This is a genomic window from Xanthomonas graminis pv. graminis (assembly GCF_030168915.1).
Lineage (GTDB): Bacteria > Pseudomonadota > Gammaproteobacteria > Xanthomonadales > Xanthomonadaceae > Xanthomonas_A > Xanthomonas_A translucens.
In genome coordinates this window covers 2,931,929-2,957,147 of record NZ_CP076255.1, presented here as the reverse complement: position 1 = coordinate 2,957,147, position 25,219 = coordinate 2,931,929, and the positions used below count along the sequence as shown (strand labels likewise).

Here is a 25,219-nt window from a genome sequence, read left to right as displayed (position 1 = left end):
CCTGGTCCGCTGGCAGCGGCGATCTGCACCGCACTGATGCTGGCCGCGACCGCACCGGCCGCGCTGGCGCAGGACGCCAGCGCCGACAACGCCGCCACCACCACGCTGGAAAAGGTCACCGTGACCGGCAGCCATCTCCGCCGCGTCGATGCGGAGACCGCCAGCCCGGTGATCACCATCGACCGGCAGCGGATTCAGGACAGCGGCCAGGACACGCTGGGCCAGCTGCTGCAGCAACTGCCGGCGATGGCCGGCAACATGCCCAACATCTCGCTCAATTCCGGCTTCAGCCACGGCCGCGCGCTGGTCTCGCTGCGCAACCTCGGCGCCGAGCGCACTCTGGTGCTGGTCAACGGTCACCGCATGGCCGGTCCGGCCAGCAGCGTGTCCGCCGCGCCCGGCGTGGACATCAATGCGATTCCGGCGGCGATGGTGGAGCGCATCGAGGTGCTGACCGACGGCGCCTCCTCGGTCTACGGCTCCGATGCCATCGCCGGCGTGGTCAACATCATCCTCAAGGACAAATACGACGGCGCCGCCGCCACCGTCGACTACGGCCAGAGCACGCACGGCGACGGCAACCGCCGTTCGCTGGGCGTGGAGTGGGGCAAGACCTGGGAGCGCGGCGGGCTGATCCTGGGCCTGAGCCGCAGCTCGATGAACGCGCTGTACGACGCAGACCGCAGCTACGCCAGGACCGCGGTGGACTACCTCGACGGCCAGGTGGTGGAACGCCGCGGCAACGGCACCCGCGCGATCCTCGGCGACGACCGCGTGCTGACCCCGAACAGCGGCCTGGCGCCAGGCGCGGTCGATGCCGGCGATTTCCATAGCAACAACATCGCCACCGATGGCTATAACTCCTATTACGGCCAGTACCTGATCACCCCGGTGCAGCGCACCAACTTCTCCGCCCACGCCAGCTTCGATTTCACCCCGAACGTGCAGGGCTACCTGGACATGTTCTGGACGCGCAGCGAGACCACCTCGCAACTGACCGCGTACGGCCTGGAACAGCCCAACGCCGCGCAGAACTACTACAACCCGTTCGGCAGCCAGCTGTTGCGCTACCTGCTGCGCTCGGAGGCGGCCAACACCCGCGTCTACACCTCGACCATGTACCAGACCAACATCGTGGCCGGGTTGCGCGGCAAGTTCGCCGACACCAGCTGGCAATGGGATGCGGCGGCCGGTTATGCGCGCTACAAGGACACCCTGGTGCGCAACGGCTTCTCGATCGCCTCGGCGCTGAACAACGCGGTCGGCGCCTCGTTCCTGGACAGCGACGGCGTGGTCAAGTGCGGCACGCCGGGCAACGTGATCTCCGGCTGTACTCCGATCAACGTGTTCAACCCGGACGATCCGGCGACCATCGCCGGGATCAAGGCCACCCAGAGCGCGGTCGACCTGATCGACGAGAGCACGATGAAGTTCGCCGAGGCCAGCGTCAACGGCGACCTGTTCGCGATGCCGGCGGGGATGGTGCAGGCCGCATTCGGGTTGTCGTTCCGCAAGAACGGATTCGCGCAGGGCACCAGCAATCCGGTCGCCGCCGCCGATCCCGAAGGCAACTGCGATTACAACGACGGCTGCATCATGAACCAGGGCCACGACGAGACGATCAAGGAAGCCTACGCCGAAGTGCTGATCCCGCTGCTCAAGGACGTACCCGGCGCGCAGGCGCTGAACCTCAACCTGGGCACGCGCTATTCCAAGTACGACTACTGGGGCAACACCACCAACAGCAAGGTCGCGCTGGAATGGCGCCCGATCGACAACCTGCTGATCCGCGCCACCGGCTCGGAAGTGTTCCGCGCGCCGGCGCTGGGCGACCTGTACGGCTCGCCGTACAACTCGGTGGTCGATGCCAGCGGCGACTACCGCGATCCGTGCAAGGGCTACACCGGCGGCCGCAATGCTGCCGCCTGCGTCAACGTGCCCACCGACGGCAGCTTCGTCAACACCTCCTCGTTCACCGTGCTGACCACCGGCTCGGCCAATGCCGGTTTTGCGATCAAGCCCGAGCAGGGCCGGTCCTACAACGTCGGCGCGGTCTACGATCCGGGCTGGGCGGACGGCCTGTCGCTGAACCTGGACAGCTGGCGGGTCACCCTCGACGACATGATCGGCGGCAGCGGCCTGAATCAGGTGCTGGGGACCTGCTACGGCGGCGATAGCGCGTACTGCCCGTTGATCCAGCGCAACGCCAGCGGGCAACTGGTCAGCGTGACCGTGCCGTTCGCGATCAACAGCGGCAAGGTCGATATCCGCGGCTACGACATCGGCCTCAAGTACGCGTTGCGCGATACCGCTTGGGGCAACTTCCAGGCCGGCGTCGATGCCACGTTCCTGTCCAGCTACAGGTTCAGCGGCGACGAGCACAACTACGTCGGCGAGATGTCCAGTTACGGCAACATGCCGCGCTGGCGCGCCAGCTTCAATCTGGGCTGGGACAACGGGCCGTGGCACGCCAGCTGGAACACCCGCCTGATCGGCCCGACCACGGTCGGCAGCGCCTACGAGGACTTCTGCTTGAACACCGCCGCCGACGGCAGCTGCGTCTACTTCAAGGTCGGCACGGTGACCTACCACGACGTCTCGCTGAGCCGGAAGTTCGAGAGCCTGCACACCACGCTGTCGGCCGGCGCCGACAACGTCGGCAACCGCAAGCCGCCGCAGTACTACGGCTATGCGAGCGCGGCCAATACCGACGCATTCACCTACGACACGCTGGGGCGCTACTTCTGGGCGCGGCTCAGGACCGAGTTTTGAGGTTGCCGGCAGGCGGCGCGGCCGCGGCATGGCGGCGGCCGCGCGCCGCCGCCGCGTTGCTCGCGGTGGTGCTGGGCGCGGCGTGCGGCGCGGTGGCGGCCAGCGCCGTCGCCGCGGCGGATGGCGAAGCGTTGCAGGCCAGCAACGCCGCGCTCGGCTATCCGCAGTTCAAGGGCACGCCGACACCGATTCCGGACAGCGGCGTGGCCTTCGCGCCGGGCGGCCATCTGCAGCGGGTGTTCGCCGCCGATCTGGCGGCCGGCGCCGGCACGGCGCCGGGCAAGGATTTCTGGATCGACCGCATGCTCGCGCGCAGCGGCACCGGCGGCGGCTTCGACGACGACAACAATTGGCTGTTCAGCCGCGGCCGCGCGGCCTACATGTACACCCACCAGCCGCAGCAGCCGGGCTTCGTCGGCGATGTCGCCTATGCGCACAAGACCGGCCACGATGCGCTGTTCCGGCTGCAGGCAGAGATCGACGGCAAGCCGCTGCAGCTGCTCGAGGACAGCACGCAGCGGCGGCAGACGCCGAGCTATTTCAGCAGCGTCTACGCCGATGCCGGCGCCGGCGTGCGGCTGCGCCTGGTCAAGTTCATCAGCGAGCAGAACGTGGCCGTGGCCGAGGCCACGCTGTCCAGCAGCGACGGCGTGGCACGCACGCTGACCCTGCGCGCGATCTCGCCGATGGCCACGCATGCCGACGGCGCCGAGCTCAGCGGCGCGTTCGCCACCCACAATACGATCACCACGGTGTTCCCGCGCTTGTCCGGCGACGGTTTCGCGGTCGAGGGCGGTTCCATCGCGCGCCGCGTGGCAGTGCCTGCGCGCGGCGAGGCGGCCACGCTGAAGGTACAGCTCGGGCTGGTCACCCGCGAGCTGCCAGAATCGCTGCAAGAGTACCGGCACATCGCCGCGCAATCGCCGCAGCAGGCCTACACCGAGCACGTGGTCGCCTATAACCGCTGGTGGGCCGACAACCTGCCATACCTGGACACGCCCGAGGACAACATCGACAAGACGTTGTTCTATCGCTGGTGGCTGCTGCGCTTCAATTTTCTCGACGCCGCGGTGCCCGGCAACGACTACCAGTTCCCGGTGGCGATCGAGGGCGTGCTCGGCTACGACAACGCGATCGTGCTGACCACCGGCATGTTCATCGACGACCTCAAGTACCTGCGCGATCCCAGCTACGCCTACGGCTCGTGGCTGGGCGCCGGCGAGACCGCCGGCGGCGGCAAATACGTGGACAATCCCGGCGCGCCGGAGAACTGGTCCAATTCCTACGCCCAATACCTCAGCGCCGCCGCCTGGCGTGCCTACCAGCTGCACGGCGGGCCGCCGGCGGTGGCGGCCACGCTGGCGCGCTACGCCAGCGCCGACGTGGATGCGTTGCTGCGCGCCTACGACCGCAACGGCAACGGCCTGATCGAATACGACTGGGCGGCGATGACCGGCAACGACGCCGATGCGGTGTCCTTCGACTGGGCAAAGCAGCACGGCCAGATCCGCATGGACCGCAGCGAGAGCGCCTACGTCTACGCCAACGCGCTGGCCGCGGCGCAGGCCGCGCAACTCGCCGGCGATGCGGCCACCGCTGTGCGCATGCAGGCGCTGGCGGCGAAGATCCGCCGCGCCGTGCTCGCCGTGCTGTGGCAGGACCACAGTGCCAGCGCCGACGGCATGGGCCTGCACGGCGACCTGCTCAAGCAGCGCCAGGCCGATGGCGCGCGGTTGCCGGTGGACTGGAAGGAGACCAACAACTACTACCCGTTCAGCGTCGGCCTGATGCCCAGGCACGGCGATGCCGAGTACGATCCGAAGTACGTGCGCGCGCTGCGCCTGTTCGCCGACGCGCGGCAGTATCCGATCTTCCCGTTCTATACCGCCAACCAGGCCGACCGGCAGGCGCGCGGCGCCGGCGGCAGCAACAATTTCTCGGTGATCAACTCCACCGTCGCCTTCCGCCTGCTCGGCAGCGCGCTGCGCGACTATCCAAGTCCGTATCTGGACGCGGACAGCTACCGCAAGCTGCTGTACTGGAACGCCTGGGCGCACTACATCGACGGCGACAACCGCTATCCGGACCAGAACGAGTTCTGGGCGCAGGGCAGCGCCGCCGACGGCGGCAGCATCGGCTACCGCTCGTGGATCCACCACACCCAGCTCGGCGCCACCAACTTCACCGTGATCGAGGATGCGATGGGCCTGCGTCCGCGCAGCGACGCCATGATCGAGCTGTCTCCGATCGACATCGGTTGGGATCATTTCGCCGCCGATGCGCTGCGCTATCGCAACCGCGACCTGGCCATCGTCTGGGACCGCGACGGCCGCCACTACGGCGGCGCGGTGCCCAAGGGCTATTCGCTGTACCTGGACGGGAAGCTGGCGTTCACCGTCGATCGCCTGGCGCATGTGCTCTACGACCCGGCCAGCGGCCGCGTGCAGGCGCTGCCGGATGCGGTCAATGCGGATGCCGCGCAAGTGCGGGTACTCAGCGCAACAGCCATCGCGCTGCAGACGCCAGCGCAGGTGCGCTTCGCTGCCGATGCGCGCATCACCGCGGTGCTGGCCGACGCCGGCGTGGACACCAGGCTACCGGCAACCGCGCGCAACCTCGCGCAAGGCGCGACGGTCAGCGCCAGCTATGCCGCCGACGGTTTCCCGGCCACGGCGGCGGTGGACGGCAGCACCGCCAACGAACCGTTCTGGGGCACCGTGGGGTCGCCGTCGCGCAGCGACTGGATCGAACTCGACCTGGGCCGGCCGCAGTTGCTGGACGACGTGCGCCTGTATTTCTACCGCAGTTCCTCGCCGCCCGGCGAGCAGCACGGTGTTCCTTCCGGCACCCGCGCCGGTTACTCGCCGCCGTGGCTGTACCTGCTGCAGTATTTCGACGGCCACACCTGGAAGACCGTGCCCGGCCAGGTGCGCGATGCGCCGATCGCGCAGGGCAACCGCAACCGCGTGCGCTTCCCGGCGTTGCGCGTACAGCGCTTGCGCGTGCTGGTGACCCATGCCGGTACGCTGCGCACCGGGATCAAGGAAATCCAGGCCTATGCCAGCGGCGCGCGTGTGCCGGCAGCGACGCCGAATCAGGCGCCGCAGGTCGAGGCCTGGCAACAGGACGGTGGCGGCGGCGCGCTGCGTGTCGTTGGCCGCGTCGGCGACGACGCGCTGCCGAACGGCAGCTTGGCGCTGCAGTGGCGCGTGCTGCAGGCGCCGCCGGGCGGCGCGGCGATCTTCGATGCGCCGCAGGCGGCCAGCACCGGCGTGCGCTTCACCGCGCCCGGCGCCTACACGCTGCGCTTGCAGGCCGACGATGGCGCGTTGCAAGGCCATGCCGACGTGGCCGTGGTCGCCGCGCCGACGCCGGTGGGGCAGGGCCTGGACGTGCAGGGCGAGGCCGAGGCCAGCGCGCAGGTCACCGCCGGCCATCACCGGCTGCAGGCGCTCAACGACGGGCTGCTGCCTGCGCCGGATCAACTTCCGTCCGCGGACCGGCGCTGGGGCAGCTGGGGCCGCGCACAACCGGCTTCGGTGTGGGTGCAGTACCAGTGGCGGCAACCGCAGCGCTTGAACGGCGCCGCGCTGTACTTCTGGGACGACCAGCCCGATGGCGGCGTGGCACAGCCGCGTGCGTGGAAGCTGCAATACCGCGATGGTGAGCAGTGGCGCGATATTGCGGTGCGTGGCGGCTATCCGCTCGCCGCGCGCGGCGAAGCCAGCCGCGTGGCCTTCGCAGCGGTGACCACCAGCGCGTTGCGTGCGGTGCTGGAGACCGCTGTGCAGGGCGACGGCCACGCCGCGGTCGGCATCGACGAATGGCAGGTGTTCGCCGAGCGCGCCGATGCGGTGGAGCCGATCGATGTGCGCGTGGCGCCGGGCCAGACGCCGGCGCTGCCGCAGCGCATCGCCGGCTATTTCGCCGACGGCAGCTGGGCGTGGCTGGGCGTGCGCTGGCCGCAGCTGGATGCCTCCACGCTGGCCGGCGAAGGCCGCGTGCAGGTGCAGGGCCTGGCCGATGGCGGCCTGCCGGTGAGCGCCAGCATCTGGGTGCGCGCCACCGCGCCGGGCCAGATCAATACGGTGCAGGCGCCGCCGCCGCTGCACGTGCGCGCCGGGCAGGTGCCGGCGCTGCCGGCGTTCGTCGGCGTGCAGTACAACGACGGCTCGCGCGAACGCGTGCCGGTGCAGTGGCCACCGTTGGCGCCGGCCGCGTATGCCGCGCCTGGCACCTCCAGCCTCGTCGGCAGCGCGCAGGGGCGCGGCGGCAGCGGGCAGTTGCCGGTGCGGCTGCAGATCGTGGTCGATGCCGCGGTGGCGCCATGAGCCTGCGCTGGGCCATGCGACGTGCCGCGCGCGTCGGCGCCTGCCTGCTGTTGGCGCTCGCCGTTGCCGGGGCGCAAGCGGCACCATTGCGCGCACGCAGCGTGCACAGCGCCGGCAATCCGATCCTGGCCGACGGCCGCGGCTATTCCGCCGATCCGGCGCCGCTGGTCGCCGACGGCAAGCTGTACATCATCGCCGGCCGCGACGAGGCGCCGCCCGACCTCAACGACTTCGTGATCCAGCGCTGGCAGCTGCTGGTGACCGACGCTGTCGGCAGCGGCAACTGGACCCACTATCCGGCGCTGCTGCGCCCGGAACAGGTCTTCGCCTGGGCCGCCGCGGGCCGCGCCTATGCCGCGCAGATCGTGCAGGGACCGGACCGACGTTACTACCTGTATGCGCCGGTGGAGGAAAAGCACTCGCCCAATGCCGATCCGTTCGCGATCGGGGTGGCGGTCGCCGATAGCCCGCTGGGGCCGTGGCGCGATGCGCATCCGCAAGGGCCGATCCTGTCGCAGTCGCTGCCGGTCAGGAACACCATCCAGAACATCGACCCGACCGTACTGGTCGACGACGACGGCCGCGTGTACCTGTACTGGGGTACCTTCGGCAAGCTGTTCGGGATCGAACTGGAACGCGACATGGTCACGCCCAAGGGCGCGGCGGTGGCGGTGACCACGCTGGACGGCTATTTCGAAGCGCCATGGCTGTTCAAGCGCGACGGTACCTACTACATGGCCTATGCCGGCAACCGTGCCGGGCCGGATTCCGACTGTACGCCGACGCTATACCACGCCTGCATCGCCTACGGCACTGCGCCGTCCCCACTGGGGCCGTGGACCTACCGCGGGGTGATCCTGCCGCCGGTGTCCTCGACCACCTCGCATCCCGGCATCGTGCAGTTCAAGGGCCAGTGGTATCTGGTCTACCACACCGCCGATGCCAAGGGCGGCGGCCACTTCCGCCGCAGCGTGGCGATCGACCGGCTGGACTGGGACGACACGCAACAGCCGGCGCGCATTCGCCCGGTGCTGGCCACGCGCGCGCCGCAGCCGCCGCAGCCGGTTGAGCGCAACGTCGCCCGCTACGCAGCCGCCAGCGCTTCCAACGGCCCGGACATCCCGCATCAATACTGGATCGCCGCGCTCAACGACGGCGTGGTCAAGCGCAATCCGCTGCCGCCGCAGATGTGGGGCAGCTGGACCGCGCACAATCCGCCGCAGCAGTGGATCCAGTACAGCTGGGCGCAGCCGGTGACGCTGCAGCGCAGCCGCATCGTGTTCTGGGCCGACCATCCGCCCGGCGCCAACGAAGGCGTGGCGCCGCCGGCGCGTTGGCACCTGGAATACCGCAAGGACGGACACTGGCTGCCACTGGCGCAAGCCGCGAACCGTCCGCTCGCGGACCGGGTGCAGACGCTGCGCTTCGCGCCGGTGACCACGCGCTGCGTGCGTGCGGTGTTCGATGCCTCCGGCGGCGACGGCGGCTATGCCGCGCTGGCGGTGCAGGAATGGGAAATGTGGGCCACGCGCGCGCAGCGCCTGGCCCAGGCCGGTGCTGCGGATGCGCAGCGCTGCGACACGCTTTGATGCATCGGGTGATTGACGGATGAAGACGGATCGAAACGGGCGGCGCGGCGCGGCGCCGGGTGCACTGCTGCTCGTATTGGCGGCGCTGGCGCCCTGCGCGCTGGCCGCGCCGAGTGCGGACGACTATCAGCGCGCGCAGGCGCTGAGCCAACGCTACGAGGCGCTGGTCGATCGCCAGCCGTCGGAGCCGGTGTGGCTGGATGCCTGGCATTTCCTGTATCGGCGTTCGCTGGCGCGCAGCGGCGCCGCACCGGCGATCGAGTACCGCCGGGTCGCGGTCGCTGACGGCCGCAACGAACCTGCCTTCGATCACGTGCGGCTGGCGGCGGCGATGTCCGCGGCCAGCGGCAAGCCGGTCGATGCGGCGGCGTTGCAGCTGCAGGAGGTGAAGCTGGATGCGCAGCGGCTGGTCTTCGAGAGCGATCGCGTGCGCTGGCAGTGCGATCTGCCGCAGTACCGCTGCACGCGCACCGAGATGGGCGCATTGCCGCCCGATTCCTACGACATGAGCATCCCGCTCAGGCAGGGCCCGGCGTATGCGCAGGCGTCGCCGGACGGCAAGTGGCGGGCCTGGGTCGACGCCGGCAACCTGGTGGTCACGCCGGCCGCTGGCGGCAGCCCGGTCGCGCTCAGCCGCGACGGCAGCGCCGCCGAGTACTACGCGGTGGAAAGCATCGCCTGGTCGCCGGATTCGACCCGGCTGGTCGCCTACCGGGTCACGCCGGCGCCGCTGCGCACGGTGCACTACATCGAGTCGGCGCCGCCGGACCAGTTGCAGCCCAAGCTGCACCAGCAGGTCTACGCCAAGCCCGGCGATCCGCTGCCGGTGCTGCAGCCGGTGCTGTTCGACCTGGCCTCGCGGCAGGCGCAGGCAGTACCGACGGCGCTGTTCCCGAACGCGTTCGCGCTGGGTTGGCCGCAGTGGCGCCGCGACGGCAGCGGCTTCACCTTCGAGTACAACGAGCGTGGCCACCAGCGCTACCGGGTGATCGAAGCGGATGGGCGCAGCGCGCAGACGCGCACCTTGATCGAGGAAACCTCGCCGACCTTCATCGAGTATTCCGATCTCAGCGGTAGCCACGAGGACGGCGGCAAACGCTATCGCCACGATTTCGCCGATGGCGCGCGCACCCTGTGGGCCTCCGAGCGCGACGGCTGGGAACAGCTATACCTGTACGACACGCGCAGCGGCGGCGCTCCGCGCCAGGTCACGCGCGGCGAGTGGGTGGTGCGCAAGGTCGAGCGCGTCGACGAGGCCGCGCAGCAGATCTACTTCACCGCCTCGGGCATGAACCCGGGCGAGGACCCGTACTACCGTCACGCCTATCGCATCGGCCTGGACGGCCGCGGGCTGACCGCGCTGACCCCGGCGCAGGCCGACCACGAGGTGGTGCTGTCGCCCGACGGCCGCTGGCTGCTCGACCTGTATTCGCGGGTGGACCTGGGGCCGGTGCTGGAATTGCGCCGCACCGACGACGGCACGCTGGTGCAGCAGGTCGAGCGCACCGACCTGACCCGCTTGCGCGCCGCCGGCTGGGTGCCGCCGCTGCCGTTCCACGCGCCGGGCCGCGACGGCAAGACCGAGATCTGGGGCGTGATCCATCGGCCGCAGGCGCAGGTGGACGGGCAGCGCTACCGCGTGGTCGAGAAGATCTACGCTGGGCCGCACGGCTCGTTCGTGCCCAAGGCCTTCAGTGCGCGCGTGCCGGCGCTGACCGCGCTCGGCTTCGCCGTGGCGCAGATCGACGGCATGGGCACCAACAACCGCTCGCGCGCGTTCCACGACGTGGCCTGGCGCAATCTCAAGGACGCCGGTTTTCCCGATCGCATCGCCTGGCACCGTGCCGTGGCGGCGCAGTATCCTTGGTATGCGATCGCGCAGGGCGTGGGCATCTACGGCACTTCCGCCGGCGGCCAGAGCGCGCTCGGCGCGTTGCTGTTCCATCCCGAGTTCTATGTCGCCGCGGTGGCCAATTCCGGCTGCCACGACAACCGCATGGACAAGATCTGGTGGAACGAGCAATGGATGGGCTGGCCGGTCGGGCCGTGGTATTCGGCCTCGTCCAATGTCGACAACGCCTGGCGCCTGCAGGGGCATCTGCTGCTGGTGACCGGCGACATGGACCACAACGTCGATCCGGCCAGCACCTTCCAGGTCGCCGATCGGCTGATCAAGGCCGGCAAGGATTTCGATCTGCTGGTGGTGCCGGGCGGCGACCATGGCGCCGGCGGCGACTACGGCCAGCGGCGGCTGGCGGACTTCTTCGTGCGTTGGCTGCAGCAGGTGCCGACGCCGGACTGGAATGGCGCGCCCGCCATGCCGCACGCCGGGACATGAGCGGCGCCGCCGCGCCGCAAGCACGGCAAGAAACATCGCATTGCGGTACCGGCGGCACATTCAAAACGGATGCGGTGATCGACCCTGAAATGGCTGCCCGGCAGGGCGTTGCCTGCGGCGTGGCGGATGCAACGCATTTTCGAACACGACGCTGTCGCGATCCGGCGCATGCGGCACGGACAGCGGATCGCGTTGTCGTGCTCGTCGCGGCGATGAGCGAGGGAACGTGTGTGGCCGCGCCTGACGGCGGATGGCGATGGTGTTGGGTGTCGATGCCGGATGTTCCTTCGTGTCTATGATTTAGGAGAGCTCCAATGAGCAAGGCGGTCTTTCGGAAGTCCTGTGTTGGGCGTCGCTGCATGGGCCGGTCGCTGTTGTTCAGTGCGATCCTGGCGGCCACGATCGCCATTCCCGCGGTACATGCGCAGGAGTCCAGCGGGGGGCTGTATGGCGCCGTCGCGTTGCAAGGCCGAATCGCCGATGCGCAGGTCCTGATCCGCAACCTCGATACCAATGCCACGCAGATCCGCAAGCCCGATGCGTCCGGCAAGTATTCGATCGCCGGACTGAGCCCGGGCAAGTACGAGATCGTGCTGAGCTGCGCCGAGCAGCGGCTGGCGAGCACGCAGGCGATCGTGCGCCCGGGCAGTTCCACCGCGGTGGCGCCACTGGCCGACCGGCGGGCCGCCGCCACCGAGCTGGGCGAGGTCAAGGTCAGCGCCGCCGGCATCAACAATGCCGCCGACAACACCGCGCCGATCGACGTCAGCACGCCGCAACTGGTGCGGCAGTATTCTCAGGAGCTGTTGCGCAAGACGGGTGTGGATACCAGCGGCAACAACGGCAGCAGCGGGCCGTACAGCAATCTGCTCACCGCGCTCCCGCAGCAATTCATGTCGCAGGTCGCCTCGCAACCCTCGGGCGGATCCGGGTACGCGTCCTTCGGCGGCGGTTCCGGCACCGAGACGCGCTACTACGTCAATGAGTTCGACACGACCTTCGACTACAGCGGCGCCGGCGCCAACATGGTGCCGGGCGAGCTGATCGGCTATGCGACGGTCATCGCCAACGGCGCTTCGGCCAAGTACTCCAACGCGATGGGAGGCTCGGTTTCGGCGGCGACGAAATCCGGCGACAACACGTGGCGTGCCGGGTTTTCCTCGTATATCGTCCCGCCTTACTCCAGGCTGCTCAGGCGCCACACCGAAGACGATGCGCTGATCGATGCCGACGGCAACAGGACATGGTTCCTGGAAGGAGGGATCGCCACCAACGGGCAGCAGGACACGGCGTTCAACAATACGTTTTGGGTTTCCGGCCCATTGCTGAAGGACCGCCTGTTCGTCAATCTGGCATACCAGGAGAGCCAGCCGGCGTCGCGCAGCAATTACCTGTACGGCAGCACGCTCGGCTATGCCGCGCAGTTCATGCACAACTACCATAACCCCGCGGCGACGCTGACCTGGAACGTCACCGAAAATCAGACCCTGGACGTGGTGGCGGCAAGCAACAAGACCAAGGACCACACCACGATCTGGAAATTGGACGAGCCGGGGGATGCGCAGTCTGCGAAGCAGTATTTCCGCAACGTGCTGTTCAAAATGGACGAGGACTTCTACGTCGGACGCTACCGCTGGCACATGAACGACAGCATGGACCTGTCGGTGATGGGCGGCTATTTCACCCATTCCGAGCAGAACCTGTTCAACGGCTTCGACATATTCGCGGCGCGCATCACCCGCGACTCCCGCGGCCAGAACGTCTACAACGTCGTTTCCGACGGTTCGCCCGACAGCGAAATCCCCTTCGACTACTCCAAGCGCGGGTTTCGCGCGGACTGGGTCTGGCAACCGGGCAGCCACAAGCTCGGCCTGGGTGCCGAGCGCTACGCGTTCTTCGAGAACAACCAGTCCGCTTATGGAGAGAGCGGCCACTACACCTACTTCGACTATGCGCTGGGATCGCCGAGCAAGGACGACGTCAGCGGCATCGCCATTCCCGCCAATACGCGGTACATGCGTTCCTTCGTGTCCTACTACGGCGGGCCGCTGACCCAGGTCAACCGCGGCGCCTACCTGGAGGATTACTGGCAAGCGCTGGAAAACCTGGTCGTGTACGCGGGCGTGCGCCGCGACAACAACCAGTCCATGTTGGGCAGCGGTCTGAGGGCGCTGAACTTCTGGACCACGTCCCCGCGCTTCGGGCTGTCGTGGGACGTCAAGGGCGACAGTTCGATGAAGGCCGGTTTCACCTATGGCCGCTACAGCATGGCGGTACCCGGGGTGATCCTGGCCAATGCCCTCAACGATTCCACCCAGCAGTACCAGTACTACACTTACGACGGCATCAACGCCGACGGCACGCCGATCGCTCCGCAGCAGTTCGGCAGCTATGCCGTTACCAGCACGGTTTCCGACCCGCGCGTGGTGTCCTCGCGCACTATCAGGACGTCGCAGCAGGAGAACCTGGGGCTGTATTTCCAGGACAACGGATTGATCCCGCACTGGTCGGAAACGCTCGAGCTGAACTATGCGAACGTGAAACGGGCGATTTCGGCCTGGCGCGACCTGAACACTCCCGGCTACAGCAGCGCCGCCTACCGCTATCTGCAGTCGTTGGGATACGAGGACCCATACATCGGCAACATCGTGCTGGTCAATCCGGGCAGGGACATCGTGCTGAGCAACGACTTCGATCATGACGGCAGCCTGGAGACCGTCGTCGTCCCCGCCAGCGCCGCAGGCCTGCCCAAGCCCAAGCGCAAGGCCTATACCTTCAGCGTCGAGATGGTCCACCCGGAAACGCCCGACCAGCCCGTGTTCCTGCAGGTCAGCTACACCTGGAAACACGTATGGGGCAATTACGAGGGCTATTACGCCGAAGGCGATCCGGCCAGCAATCTGCTGGGGTCGCAGGTGTTCCAGTATGCCGCCCTGACCCAGGGCGCGACGGGCAACCTGCCGCAGGATATCCGCCATGCGTTCCTGCTCAACAGCTCGCATACGTTCGGCAGCAGCGGATTCAGTGCCGGGCTGGGGCTGAACTGGCAGAGCGGCGCCAATACATCCTGCTACTCGCAGTATCCGCTGTCGAGCGATGCCGCCAGCACCGCCGGCGAGCATGCCTATTACTGCGCAGGCGTCGCGGTGAGCCGCGGCAGCCTGGGACGCCTGCCGAGCTGGTGGCTGCTCAATATGAATACCGCCTGGGAGCACAGCTGGGGATCGAACCGCCTGCGATTGGAGTTCAACATGGGCAATGTCCTGAACAAAAACACCCTGGTGTTCGTCAGCCCTTATTACGGCTATTACAACGGATCGGCGCTGGTCAAGGAGAGCCGATACGGCGGACAGGCCTATCTGGCGCCGCGTTCGGCGTCGTTCGCCATCCGCTACAACTGGAACTGACCGGGTGTTCGACGGCAATGGCTGCGGCCGGCGCCGGTCGCGCTTGCTGCCGACCTCCGAATCCATTCGCTGAGGCTGGCGCTCAGGCGTGCATGAGGTTGCAGCGAGGTGTGCCGGTTCCTGCAGTCCGTTGCGCTATATGACAAATTTCCACAGCAAAGGCGAAGTTTTTCCACAAGACGTTGCACCTGCCGACGTGAAACCCTGCAATGGCGATGTGCGCAAGCGCACACCGCATTTTGCGCCGTGCGGGGATGCACGGCCCCCATCGTCGATACCGGTTCTCGTTGCGTCGGGCAGCTAGGACGCGGCGTCGTGCGGCCTGGATCTTGCGTGCAGGCCGATCAACCGAGAGAACGCCCATGCATCACGTCCGCTTGCCTTCCATCCATGCAGCTTCGGTTTGCCGCGATCGCCGCGGGCAAGGGCGCAGCCTGCTGTGCGCCGCGATCGCCATGGCGTTGCTCGCGGCGTTGCCGGCGGCGGCGCAGCAAGCCGCCGTGGTGCCCGACAAGGCCGCCGCGGCCGATGGCAGCGGCAGCGACAGCGCCGCCGACGCCAAGACCCTGGACAGCGTGGTCGTCACCGGTTCGCGCATCCGCCGCAACGATGCGCTGGACGGCCCCACGCCGCTGACCGTGATCGGCGCCGAGCAGATCCGTGCGGCCGGCTATACCGAGATCGCCGATGTGGTCAATCAATTGCCGAGCCTGGCGCTGACCCAGACCAGCCAGACCAGCAACCTGGCCGGCAACCCCGGCATCAACGCGCTGGACCTGCGCGGCATGGGCACCCAGCGCACCCTGGTGCTGGTCGACGGCCGCCGCCAGGTGCCGGCGATTCCGGGCACCTCGGCGGTGGACGTGAGCAATATTCCTTCCAGCCTGGTCGAACGCGTCGAGGTCATCACCGGCGGCGCTTCGGCGCTGTACGGCGCCGATGCGGTCACCGGCGTGGCCAACTTCATCCTGAAGAAGGATTTCCAGGGCCTGGACGCCAGCGCCCGCTACGGCATCTCCAGCCGCGGCGATATGCGCAGCAGCAGCGTCGATGCGTTGTTCGGGCGCAATTTCGCCGACAACCGCGGCAACGTCACCGTGTACGGCTTCTACGAGCGCGAGCCCGATTCGGTGTCCGGCCAGGACCGGCCGTGGACCGCCACCGGCTACCCGATGTACACGCGCAACAACCGCAACCAGCGCTACTGGATCTCCGACAACAACCGCAACATCAACAACGCCGAGGACGCGCAGCTCATCCTCGGCGGCCGCCACTACGCGATGACCGGCGACGGCCAGCTGCGCGCGCCGGTGCTCGGCCCGGGCGGCTACGTCAACAGCGTGCCGCTGAGCCTGGCCGATCCGTCCACCGCGCTGGGCAGCCTGCTCACCGACGGCGGCGAGTACGGCGGCCGCTACGACTCGTGGTACCTGGCAGTGCCGTCGGATCGTTTCGCCAGCCGCGCCACGCTCAATTTCGACTTCAGCGACAGCCTGCGCTTCTTCGCCAACGTCGGTTATTCGCGGACCACCTCGCAATCGGCCTGGCGCGCGCTGAGCGCGTTCGGCAGCGAGGCGGTGCCGGCCGACAGCCCGTTCATCACCGACGAAATGCGCGCGGCCAACGGCGGCACGATCACCGACGGGATCTACTTCGCGCGCCACTTCGACGACGAACTGGGGCAGGCCGGCAGCCAGTACCGGCGCCAGCTGCTGCAGGGCGTGGTCGGCCTGGAGGGCGACTTCAGCCTGGGCGGCCGCGCCTGGAACTACAGCGCGTACTACTCCTACGGCCGCACCGAGCAGCGCAACCGCGACATCGATACGGTGTCCTACACGCGCTACTACCTGGCGGTGGATTCCACCGCCGGCGCCGACGGCAGCGCGATCTGCCGCAGCACGCTCACCGACCCGGGCAACGGCTGCGTGCCGTTGAACCCGTTCAAGCGCCTGACCGCGCAGGAGATCGGCTACCTGCGCTACACCTCGGACTGGGCCACCACCACCATGACCCAGCAGGTACTGTCGGCCTATGCCTCCGGCGGCATCTTCGACCTGCCCGGCGGCGAGGCGCAGATCGCGTTTGGCGGCGAGTACCGCAAGGAGCGCAACGACATCGGCGCGATCGCCCAGTACGATCCGGCCAATCCGGCCTACGACGCCAGCCTGGGCACCACCCAGCTGCCGCTGGTCGGCCAGTACGACGTCAAGGAGCTGTACAGCGAGCTGCACCTGCCGCTGCTGGCCGACAAACTGTTCGCGCAGCGCCTGGGCGTGGACGCGGCGGTACGCGTGTCCGACTACAACACCGCCGGCCGCACCGTCACCAACAAGTTCGGCATCGATTGGGCGCCGATCCAGGACATCACCCTGCGCGGCACCTACGGCAAGGCGGTGCGCGCGCCCAACATCGGCGAGCTGTACACCGCCAGCAGCATCGGCGGCATGTGGGTCACCGATCCGTGCAACAGCTACAACCAGCGCTACCGCACCGACCGCAGCCAGTACACCGCGGCCAACTGCGCGCAGCTCAATCCGTCGGACAAGAGCACCTACTGGCTGTACCGCGACATCATCACCAAGGGCAACCTGGACCTGGCCAACGAAACCGCCAAGACCCGCACCGTCGGCATCGTGCTGCGCCCGCGTTTCCTGCCGGATTTCTCGCTGTCGGTGGACTACTACAACATCGACCTGCGCGGCGCGATCGATTCGTTCCCGGCGCAGACCATCATCAACAAGTGCGTGGACGCGCCGACCCTGGACAACCCGTTCTGCTCCTTCGTCAGCCGCGATGCCGACGGCAACCTGCTCAACGCGGTCACCCAGAAGCTCAACCTGTCGCGCTACCTGACCCGCGGCGTCGACTTCTTCGCGCAGTACCGCTACGACCTGGCCGAGCGTTGGGGCCAGAATGCCGGCGCGCTGTCGTTCGACCTGAACTACACGCACCTGATCCGCCAGGACTACACGCTGGATCCGGACCAGCCGGAAGAAGTCACCCGCTTCGCCGGCGTGTTCGGCTCGCCGTCCTGGAAGGGCGTGCTGCGCACCACCTGGTCCAACGCGCACGCCGGCGCGACCTGGTCGCTGCGGCACTTCTCCAAGATGCGCAACAGCACCGAGATCAGCGACACCGACTACCAGAAGGTGTGGACCGGCAACGTGTTCTACAGCGACGTGTCCGGCTACTACCGGCTCAAGTCGGGGCTGGAAGTGTTCGGCGGGGTCAGCAACCTGTTCGATCGCGCGCCGCCGCGGGTGCCGGGCGCGGAGGCGGGCGGCGCCAATTTCGAGCTGGGCTACCACGCCGGCGTGTACGACGTGATCGGGCGCATGTACTACGGCGGGATCCGCCTGGCGTTGTGAGGGCAGGCCGGCGCCGCGTCGGTGAGCGCCGCATCGCTGCGCTGCCGAGGCGGTTGCGGCGAACGGATTTGCAGTCGCGGCGCTTGCGGCGGCCGTGGCTGGACATGCATCGCGCGATGTCTATGCAGCACGCAGGCGATCGTGCGTGCCTGTGTGATGGGCGTTACGCTGACTGCCGTGATCGGCGCTTCACTTCCTCTCTTTGTACAGAAAAAATTTGTAGTTCTGCGAGCGCATGCAGTGCGCCGAATTTCGCGCGCCCCTAGCATCTGCCGGGTCGGTCAGGCGCGCGGGCGGGTAACCAATGGAATTGGGTCGTTGGGGGTGCGCAAAAGCGTTCGATTGGTTTTCCTTGCCTGCCCCGCGCACTAGCGCGGTGCAACGCGGAGGATTTTCCGGACATTGCTGTGCGCTGTGTTCATGCACGGGGATGGACGTTCCTGCCGACGTGACGTTGCCGCTGGTCCGGCCGATGTATGCCCGACGCCGTGAAAGCCACGATCGACCCGACACTGTCGCGTTGCGATGCGCCATGCCGCGCTGGCGTGGTTTCGTCGCACAACGCTTGCGCCGTTTCGATCAGGCGCGCGCGATACCGCGCAACGCTGCCATTGCACGCGTTGCTGCTCCGAATGTGCAGTTCCTTAGGAGAGAGTGCATGAAACGTCCCCTGTCGTCCTTGTTGCGCATCGTCGCGCCCCTCTGCATGTCGGCTGGTTTGGCCCTGGCGTCGCATGTCGCGCATGCGGCGGCCGTCTGCAGCACCGGTCAATGGGTCGCCAATCCCAATGACACCGACATGCCGGCAGTGCGCTACGAAACCACGCACTTCGCGTTCCGCTGGGAAGACGCGGAAAATGTTCCCCGCGCCGATCTGGAAGCGGCAGGCGAGGAACTGGAGCTGATCTGGAACACCTACATCAATCGTATCGGTTTTCCGGAACCCTATTGCGCTTCGGCGACGAAGTACAAGGCCAGCATCTATTTGAAGTCCGACTTCGGCATGCAAGGCGGGCCCGCCGACAGTGGCGGAATGGGCATGTGGATTTCGCCCTCCTTTTTGCAGGATCACTGGGGTCTGGCGCATGAACTTACCCATGCGCTACAAGGCGCCACCGGCGGTTTGACCCGGTCGCAGTACACCGGCTGGATCTGGGAGTCGCATGCCAACTGGATGGCGCACCAGATCGATGAGTACCATAACACCGAGGTTCAATGCTCGACGATGCTTGTGAACTATCCGCATCTCTATCTGGGCTCGACCCGCGATCGCTACTGCAACTGGCAATTCATGGAATATCTCAAGGACCGTTTCGGCTATTCCATCATCAACGACATGTGGGCCAAGGCGCCCAAGTCCGGCGATCCCGGTCTGGCCGATGCGGATCCGTTCTCCGTCATCCGCGACAACATGGGTTGGACCCAGTCGCAGCTCAACGACGTGTTTGGCGACTGGGCGATGCATAACGTGAACTGGGATTACACCGATCCCGATGGTCGCGATCATGGCGTGTTGATGCGCGAACAATACGGCAGTAACGATGCGTTCGATCCCGAAAACACCTCGGATGAGTACAACCGCGATCTCGCCTTGCGTCTGACCCAGCTCGATCAGGTGCCGGGCCAGGAGCGCCGCTACCGCGTGCCGTTCGATTGGGCGCCGCAGCGTTGGGGCTACAACCTGGTACGGTTGATTCCCGCTGCGGGCGCCGCCGCGATCGGCGTCAAGTTCGCAGGCGATGTGCAGACGCAGTCCGCGGTGAACGCATTGCCGGGCTTGTACAACGACCCCAGTGCCATCGCCTCGCCCGATTCGGACTGGCGCTGGGGCGTGGTTGCGATCGATGCGGCGGGCAAGGCGCGCTACAGCCCTTTGCAGCGCGGCGCCAGCGCGTCGCTGCAGTTCGATCTGAAGCGCGGCGATACCGGGCTCTATCTGGTGGTGATGGGGACCCCGAGCAAAATGCACAAGATCAAGTGGGACCAGTCTTATTACTCGATCTATCGCTACCCGTGGAGCGTCACGCTCGACAACGCCTATCCATCCGGCCGCCAGCCGAATGCGCCGACGCCGACGGCGCTCGGCACCCGCCATGCCAACGGTGGCGGCTGGGTCGCGCGCAATGCCTATGTCGCGCCCACCGCCTACGTCGGCCCGGACGCGCGCGTGCTAGGTGGGCAGGTGCTGGGCAATGCCCGGATCCAGGACCATGCCACGATCATGGGCGGCACCGTCCAGGACAACGTCGTGGTCGGTGGCTTGAGCGTAGTGCAGGATGGAGCGAGGATTCGGGACAGCGCCCAGGTGCACACGGTGTTCATGGGGCCGGGCGCGTTCGAAGCATTCACGCTGTCCGGTACTGCCCAGTTGCGCGGCGATGTAGAGGAACGCGGGGCGTCGCTGAGCAAGGGCGTGTTCTACGGCTACGTGGATCCTGGGTTGATCCTCAACCCGGAATACGGTGCGGATCTGACCGGCGCAGTGCCTGAAGTCACCGCAACGCCGCGCTCGCAGTAATCCGCCGGGTCGCGCCATGCGGCGGCGTGCCCGTGCGGGTCCGCCGCCGGTGCCTGCGCGGCGATGGGTGATGCCCCTCGCCACGCCGAAACGGTCATGAGTGCTGCGCAGCATGGCGCTGCCGCGCGCGGCAGCAAAGCACCGCGTCCATGCGCGGTTTGTGCGTAATTCGGCATCCGTTCTTCTGTCTGTGCACAAGACGGCAGGGTGACGCGCGGGGGATGATGACAAATGGCCCGCCTACCTTCGCTGCGCAGGTTCGGTACGGCCAGCCATCATGCCGACAGCGTCGTCGGCCTCGGGGCCGTGGCCGTATTGTCACAGACCGTCCAACCAGGAGCAGCAGATGCCGATACCCATGTTGGTTTTCCCCGGGCTGGGCGCGTCACGTCGCGGTGATCTGCGATGAAATCCATGGAGTGCCTGTCCACCGATCCGCTGCCGCACGCCGATGCCTGTGCGCACGCGCTGGATCCATCGCGGCGGCGCTTCCTGCAGTGGAGCGCGCTGGCGGTGGCCGCGGGGTTGCTGCGCTTCCCGCTGGATGCCGCCGCGTCCAGCGCCGGCGCGGTGCAGGCGCTGCCGCTCAAGCAGGTCACGCTGAAGCCGTCGCTGTTCCTGGATTCGCTGCAGACCAACCGCCGCTACCTGCTGGAACTGGAGCCGGACCGCCTGCTGCACAACTTCCTGCACTACGCCGGCCTGCCAGCCAAGGGCGAGGTCTACGGCGGCTGGGAAGGCGACACCATCGCCGGGCACACGCTCGGCCACTACCTCAGCGCGCTGGCCAAGATGCATGCGCAAACGCGCGATGCGGCGCTGCGCCAGCGCATCGACTACATCGTCGCCGAACTGGCGCGCGCGCAGGCGCGCGATCCGGACGGCTATGTCGGCGGGCTCACCCGCAAGAACGACAAGGGCGCCATCGACAACGGCAAGCTGGTGTTCGAGGAAGTGCGCCGCGGCGTCATCAAGGGCAGCAAGTTCAATCTCAACGGCAGCTGGTCGCCGCTGTACACGGTGCACAAGCTGTTCGCCGGCCTGCTCGATGCGCACGAACTGGCCGGCAACGCGCAGGCGCTGCAGGTGCTGCTGCCGCTGGCCGGCTATCTGGGCGGGGTGTTCGACGCGCTCGATCACGCGCAGATGCAGACCTTGCTGGACACCGAGTTCGGCGGCCTCAACGAGTCCTACATCGAACTGGGCGCGCGTACCGGCGATCCGCGCTGGATCGCGCTGGGCAAGCGCCTGCGCCACGAGAAGGTGATCGATCCGGCCGCCGCCGGCCGCGACGAACTGCCGCACATCCATGCCAATACCCAGGTGCCCAAGTTCATCGGCGAGGCGCGCCAGTTCGAGGTCGCCGGCGATGCCGACGCCGCGGCCGCGGCGCGTTTCTTCTGGGAGACGGTGACCGGCCACTACAGCTATGTCATCGGCGGCAATGCCGACCGCGAGTATTTCCAGGAACCGGACAGCATCGCCGCGTTCCTGACCGAGCAGACCTGCGAGCACTGCAACAGCTACAACATGCTCAAGCTGACCCGGCACCTGTACCAGTGGACGCCGCAGGCGCGCTATTTCGACTACTACGAGCGCACCCTGCACAACCATACGATGGCCGCGCAGCATCCGGCCACCGGCATGTTCACCTACATGACGCCGATGATCAGCGGCGGCGAGCGCGGTTTCTCCGACAAGTTCGATTCGTTCTGGTGCTGCGTCGGCAGCGGCATGGAAGCGCATGCGCAGTTCGGCGATTCGATCTACTGGCAGGACGCGGCGTCGCTGTACGTCAACCTGTACATCCCCTCGACCCTGGACTGGCCCGAGCGCGACCTGACGCTGGAGCTGGACAGCGGCGTGCCGGACAACGGCAAGGTGCGGCTGCAACTGCGTCGCGCCGGCGCGCGCACGCCGCGGCGCCTGCTGCTGCGGCTGCCGGCCTGGTGCCAGGGCGGCTACACGCTGCGCGTCAACGGCAAGACCCAGCGCGGCACGGCCGCCGACGGCTACCTGGCGCTGGAGCGGCAGTGGCGCAGCGGCGATGTGATCGAACTGGACCTGGCGATGCCGCTGCGCCTGGAGCATGCCGCCGGCGACGCCGATACGGTGGTGGTGATGCGCGGTCCGCTGGCGCTGGCCGCCGATCTCGGGCCGGTCGCCGATCCCTACGACGCGCCGGACCCGGCGCTGGTGGCCGTGGCCGATCCATTGGCAGGGTTCGCCGAATTGCCGCAGCCCGGCCATTTTCTGGCCGCCGCCACGCAGCCGCCGGGGCTGACCTTCGTGCCGTTCTACGCGCAATACGAACGCCGCAGCGCGCTGTACTTCAAACGCCTGGCGCCGACGCAGTGGGCGCAGAAAGCGGCGCGGCGCGCGCGCCAGCAGGCCGAGCGCGCGGCGCTGCAGGCCACCGCGGTGGACATGATCCAGTTCGGCGACGAGGCCTCCGAGCAGGCGCACAAGCTGCGCAGCGATACGTCTTTCGGCGGCGCCTACCGCCGCCAGCAATGCCGCGACGTGCGCGGCAAGGGCTTCGTCGAGTTCCAGATGAAAGGCAGCGCACGGCCGCTGGCGTTGCGCCTGCGTTTCTGGGGTAGCGACAAGGGCCGCTTCAATATCCTGATCGACGGCAAGCTGGCGGTGGAAGTGCAGGTGGACCGCAGCCAGGTGATCGACTTCGTCGATCGCGATTACGCGTTGCCGCCGGCGCTGACCGGCGCCGCGCAGCTGACCTTCCGCATCGAGCCGCAGCACGGCGATACCGCCGGGCCGCTGTTCGGCGGCTGGTTGATCCCGGCCGCTAGCGCATTGTGATGGTTGCGGTTGCGGTTGCGGTTGCGGTTGCGCACGCGCGCGGCGCTGGCGTCGCGCCCTGACAGGAACCATCAATGGCGTCACGCCTGCGCTTCACTTTTCCCGCCAGCCGCTGGCTGTGGCGTGGTCTGCTCGCGCTCGCGGTAACCGGCAGTGGCGGCTGCGCGCATGGGCCGCCGCAGACCGCGGCCGTGGCAGCGTCCAGCCCGCTGCAAGGCGTCTGGGTGATTGCGCAGGGGCCGTCGTTTCCCGGTCCGCGTTACCTGCGCATCGTCCAGCGCGACGGTCAGGCGCAGGGCAGCATCACCACCGATTGGTACGGCGATGTGCCGATGCAGCAACTGCGCATCGACGGCGACGTGGCGCACTTCCAGATCGACAACGGCAATCCGCGGCTGCCGGCGCAGCCGTGGACCGCGACCCTGGAGCACGGCCAGCTGCACGTGGCCGGGCGCATCTGGGACCAACAGGTGGACGTGCGCGCCACCCGCGGCAGCGGGGCCGACGCGGCACGGCTGGCGTTTCCGGTCGCGCCACTGCCGCTCTACGCGGCGTTGCCCGGCGACGGCCTGGCGCGGACCCCGCCGCTGGGCTGGAGCAGCTGGAACCGCTTCGCCGAGCACATCGACGACGCCACCGTGCGCCGCATCGCCGACGCCATGGTTGCCTCCGGGCTGCGCGATGCCGGCTACGTCTACGTCAACATCGACGACGGCTGGCAGGGCCGGCGCGACCGCGACGGCGTGCTGCAGCCGAACGCGCGCTTTCCGGACATGCGCGCACTGGCCGACTACGTGCACGGAAAGGGGCTCAAGCTGGGCCTGTACAGCTCGCCCGGACCCAGGACCTGCGCCGGCTACACCGGCAGCTACGGCCACGTCGAGCAGGATGCGCACACCTGGGCCGGCTGGGGCATCGACTATCTCAAGTACGACCTGTGTTCGGGCGAAGGCATCTTCCGCGAACCGCAACAGGTGCGTCGCGCCTACCTGCAGATGGGCCAGGCGCTGCGCGCCAGCGGGCGGCCGATCGTCTACAGCCTGTGCCAGTACGGCCGCGACCATGTCGGCCAGTGGGGCCGCGAGGTCGGTGGCCACCTGTGGCGCACCAGCGGCGACATCGAGGACACCTACGCGAAGATGGCCGCGATCGGCTTCGACCGCAACGGCGATCCTGCCGACGCCGGGCCGGGCGGCTGGAACGATCCGGACATGCTCGAGGTCGGCAACGGCGGCATGAGCGCGGACGAGTACCGCACGCACCTGGCGCTGTGGGCGCTGTCGGCGGCGCCGTTGCTGCTCGGCAACGACCTGCGGCAGATGACGCCGGCGACGCTGGCGCTGCTGCGCAACCGCGACGTGCTGGCGATCGACCAGGATGCGCTGGGCGTGCAGGGCAGGGCGGTGCGCAAGGATGGCGTGATCGAGATCTGGCGCAAGCCGCTGGCCGACGGCGGCGTGGCGCTCGGCGTATTCAATCGCGACACGCAGCCGCATCGGCTGGCGCTGACGGCAGAGGATGCCGGCACCACGCTGCGTGGGCGCCGCTGGCGCGATCTGTGGCGCGGCGCCAGCCGGCCGGCCGGCGAACTGCGCAGCGTGCAGGTCGCCGCGCATGGCGTGGTACTGCTGCGGCTGTCGCCGCCGCCGGCTGCACACCCGCATTGAGTTCGACGGCAAGGCAGGACGCGCCATCCGCGCGCGCGCTGTGCGGCCTGCGCGCCCAGCAGCGGGTGGCGTGCGTGGCGCAGCTTGGCGATGGATCGCAGCCATTGCCGCGGTGCGACACCCGTTGTGCCAGGTTGCACGCAGCGTCGCGCCTGCATGCACCGGCTCCCTGGCTGAACCGAAAGCAATATGTATGCATGCCGATCGGCCGCACGATCGCGCCGCCGCGCCACGACCATGCGTTATTCCGCATGCAGAACCGCTAATTGCGACAAGACGCCGGTCGCAGTTACAGGCACATTGTGATTGCATCGTTAAAACGTGATGACCTTTGGTTTTCCGGCGCAGCGGCCGGTGTGCGGGACAGGATCCGCCACCGCCCTTGGCCACTCACCGCAGGGCCGGGATG

At 67.9% G+C, this 25,219-nt stretch carries 10 protein-coding genes; all 10 read left to right on the top strand.

The genetic code is table 11. The features are described 5' to 3' along the window. The first annotated feature begins 36 nt into the window (after positions 1-36). The gene (locus tag KHF85_RS12775; RefSeq protein WP_284569552.1) at positions 37-2,772 is read left to right on the top strand and encodes a TonB-dependent receptor domain-containing protein; all 2,736 of its coding nucleotides are present in this window, start codon (positions 37-39) and stop codon (positions 2,770-2,772) included. After that, the gene (locus tag KHF85_RS12770) at positions 2,769-7,103 is read left to right on the top strand and encodes an Ig-like domain-containing protein (protein WP_409976616.1); all 4,335 of its coding nucleotides are present in this window, start codon (positions 2,769-2,771) and stop codon (positions 7,101-7,103) included. Before KHF85_RS12775 ends, KHF85_RS12770 begins: the two co-directional genes overlap by 4 nt. Further along, entirely contained in the window at positions 7,100-8,692 is a 1,593-nt protein-coding gene (locus KHF85_RS12765; protein ID WP_284566950.1) for a family 43 glycosylhydrolase, read from the top strand. Before KHF85_RS12770 ends, KHF85_RS12765 begins: the two co-directional genes overlap by 4 nt. Positions 8,693-8,711: 19 nt before the next feature. Further along, the gene (locus KHF85_RS12760) at positions 8,712-11,030 is read left to right on the top strand and encodes a S9 family peptidase (RefSeq protein ID WP_284566949.1); all 2,319 of its coding nucleotides are present in this window, start codon (positions 8,712-8,714) and stop codon (positions 11,028-11,030) included. Further along, positions 11,027-11,329: a hypothetical protein gene (locus KHF85_RS12755; protein ID WP_284566948.1), complete on the top strand. Its 303-nt coding sequence runs from the start codon at positions 11,027-11,029 to the stop codon at positions 11,327-11,329. The genes KHF85_RS12760 and KHF85_RS12755 overlap by 4 nt, the downstream gene beginning before the upstream one ends. A 60-nt stretch (positions 11,330-11,389) precedes the next feature. Beyond that, complete coding sequence (locus KHF85_RS12750; RefSeq protein ID WP_284566947.1) at positions 11,390-14,437, top strand: TonB-dependent receptor; 3,048 nt, start codon at positions 11,390-11,392, stop codon at positions 14,435-14,437. 362 nt (positions 14,438-14,799) lie between these two features. Beyond that, a complete protein-coding gene (locus tag KHF85_RS12745; RefSeq protein ID WP_284566946.1) occupies positions 14,800-17,805 on the top strand; it encodes a TonB-dependent receptor plug domain-containing protein in 3,006 nt (1,001 codons plus the stop codon). A 658-nt stretch (positions 17,806-18,463) separates the two neighbouring features. After that, positions 18,464-20,323 (top strand): Svx/AvrXca family virulence/avirulence protein, encoded by a 1,860-nt coding sequence (locus KHF85_RS12740; RefSeq protein WP_284566945.1) that lies wholly within the window; start codon positions 18,464-18,466, stop codon positions 20,321-20,323. A 405-nt stretch (positions 20,324-20,728) separates the two neighbouring features. Continuing rightward, positions 20,729-23,143 carry a beta-L-arabinofuranosidase domain-containing protein gene (locus KHF85_RS12735; protein ID WP_409976615.1) on the top strand — a complete coding sequence of 805 codons (2,415 nt, stop codon included), beginning with the start codon at positions 20,729-20,731 and terminating at the stop codon, positions 23,141-23,143. A 74-nt stretch (positions 23,144-23,217) separates the two neighbouring features. Then, positions 23,218-24,810 carry a glycoside hydrolase family 27 protein gene (locus KHF85_RS12730; protein ID WP_284566944.1) on the top strand — a complete coding sequence of 531 codons (1,593 nt, stop codon included), beginning with the start codon at positions 23,218-23,220 and terminating at the stop codon, positions 24,808-24,810. Positions 24,811-25,219 lie beyond the last annotated feature (409 nt).

Excerpts from the sequence above, each read along its gene's own strand:
- KHF85_RS12775 (WP_284569552.1), top strand. The coding sequence starts at position 37 with ATGCTGGCCGCGACCGCACCGGCCGCGCTGGCGCAGGACGCCAGCGCC.
- KHF85_RS12765 (WP_284566950.1), top strand. The coding sequence starts at position 7,100 with ATGAGCCTGCGCTGGGCCATGCGACGTGCCGCGCGCGTCGGCGCCTGC.
- KHF85_RS12760 (WP_284566949.1), top strand. The coding sequence starts at position 8,712 with ATGAAGACGGATCGAAACGGGCGGCGCGGCGCGGCGCCGGGTGCACTG.
- KHF85_RS12755 (WP_284566948.1), top strand. The coding sequence starts at position 11,027 with ATGAGCGGCGCCGCCGCGCCGCAAGCACGGCAAGAAACATCGCATTGC.
- KHF85_RS12750 (WP_284566947.1), top strand. The coding sequence starts at position 11,390 with ATGGGCCGGTCGCTGTTGTTCAGTGCGATCCTGGCGGCCACGATCGCC.
- KHF85_RS12745 (WP_284566946.1), top strand. The coding sequence starts at position 14,800 with ATGCATCACGTCCGCTTGCCTTCCATCCATGCAGCTTCGGTTTGCCGC.
- KHF85_RS12740 (WP_284566945.1), top strand. The coding sequence starts at position 18,464 with ATGAAACGTCCCCTGTCGTCCTTGTTGCGCATCGTCGCGCCCCTCTGC.
- KHF85_RS12735 (WP_409976615.1), top strand. The coding sequence starts at position 20,729 with ATGAAATCCATGGAGTGCCTGTCCACCGATCCGCTGCCGCACGCCGAT.
- KHF85_RS12730 (WP_284566944.1), top strand. The coding sequence starts at position 23,218 with ATGGCGTCACGCCTGCGCTTCACTTTTCCCGCCAGCCGCTGGCTGTGG.